This window comes from Kitasatospora sp. MBT63, assembly GCF_000710465.2.
Lineage (GTDB): Bacteria > Actinomycetota > Actinomycetes > Streptomycetales > Streptomycetaceae > Kitasatospora.
The window spans coordinates 1-224 of the sequence record NZ_JAIZ01000328.1 but is presented as its reverse complement, the minus strand read 5'-3'; the positions used below and the strand labels follow the sequence as shown (position 1 = coordinate 224).

At 67.4% G+C, this 224-nt stretch carries 1 protein-coding gene; it reads left to right on the top strand.

Going from position 1 to position 224, the window contains the following annotated elements:
- A partial coding sequence (locus tag AA75_RS49535) for a hypothetical protein (RefSeq protein WP_033821443.1) occupies positions 1–224 on the top strand: 224 nt, incomplete at both ends.

Sequence of the window (224 nt, the reverse complement as noted above, 5' to 3'; positions counted from 1 at the left end):
CCGTCAACACCTACCAGCAGGCGACCGGACGCCTGGAATCCACCACCACCACCAGCCCCCACGACGACGGCAACGGCGGCGAACAGAGCCTGACCCGCAACCTCGAGCACAACAAACTCGGCCAGGTCACCGCGATCTGGGAAGGCACCGACCGCGACAAGCACCGCGAGCCCACCGTCATCGGCTACGAGTACGACGCCGACGGCAACACCACCGCGGTCACC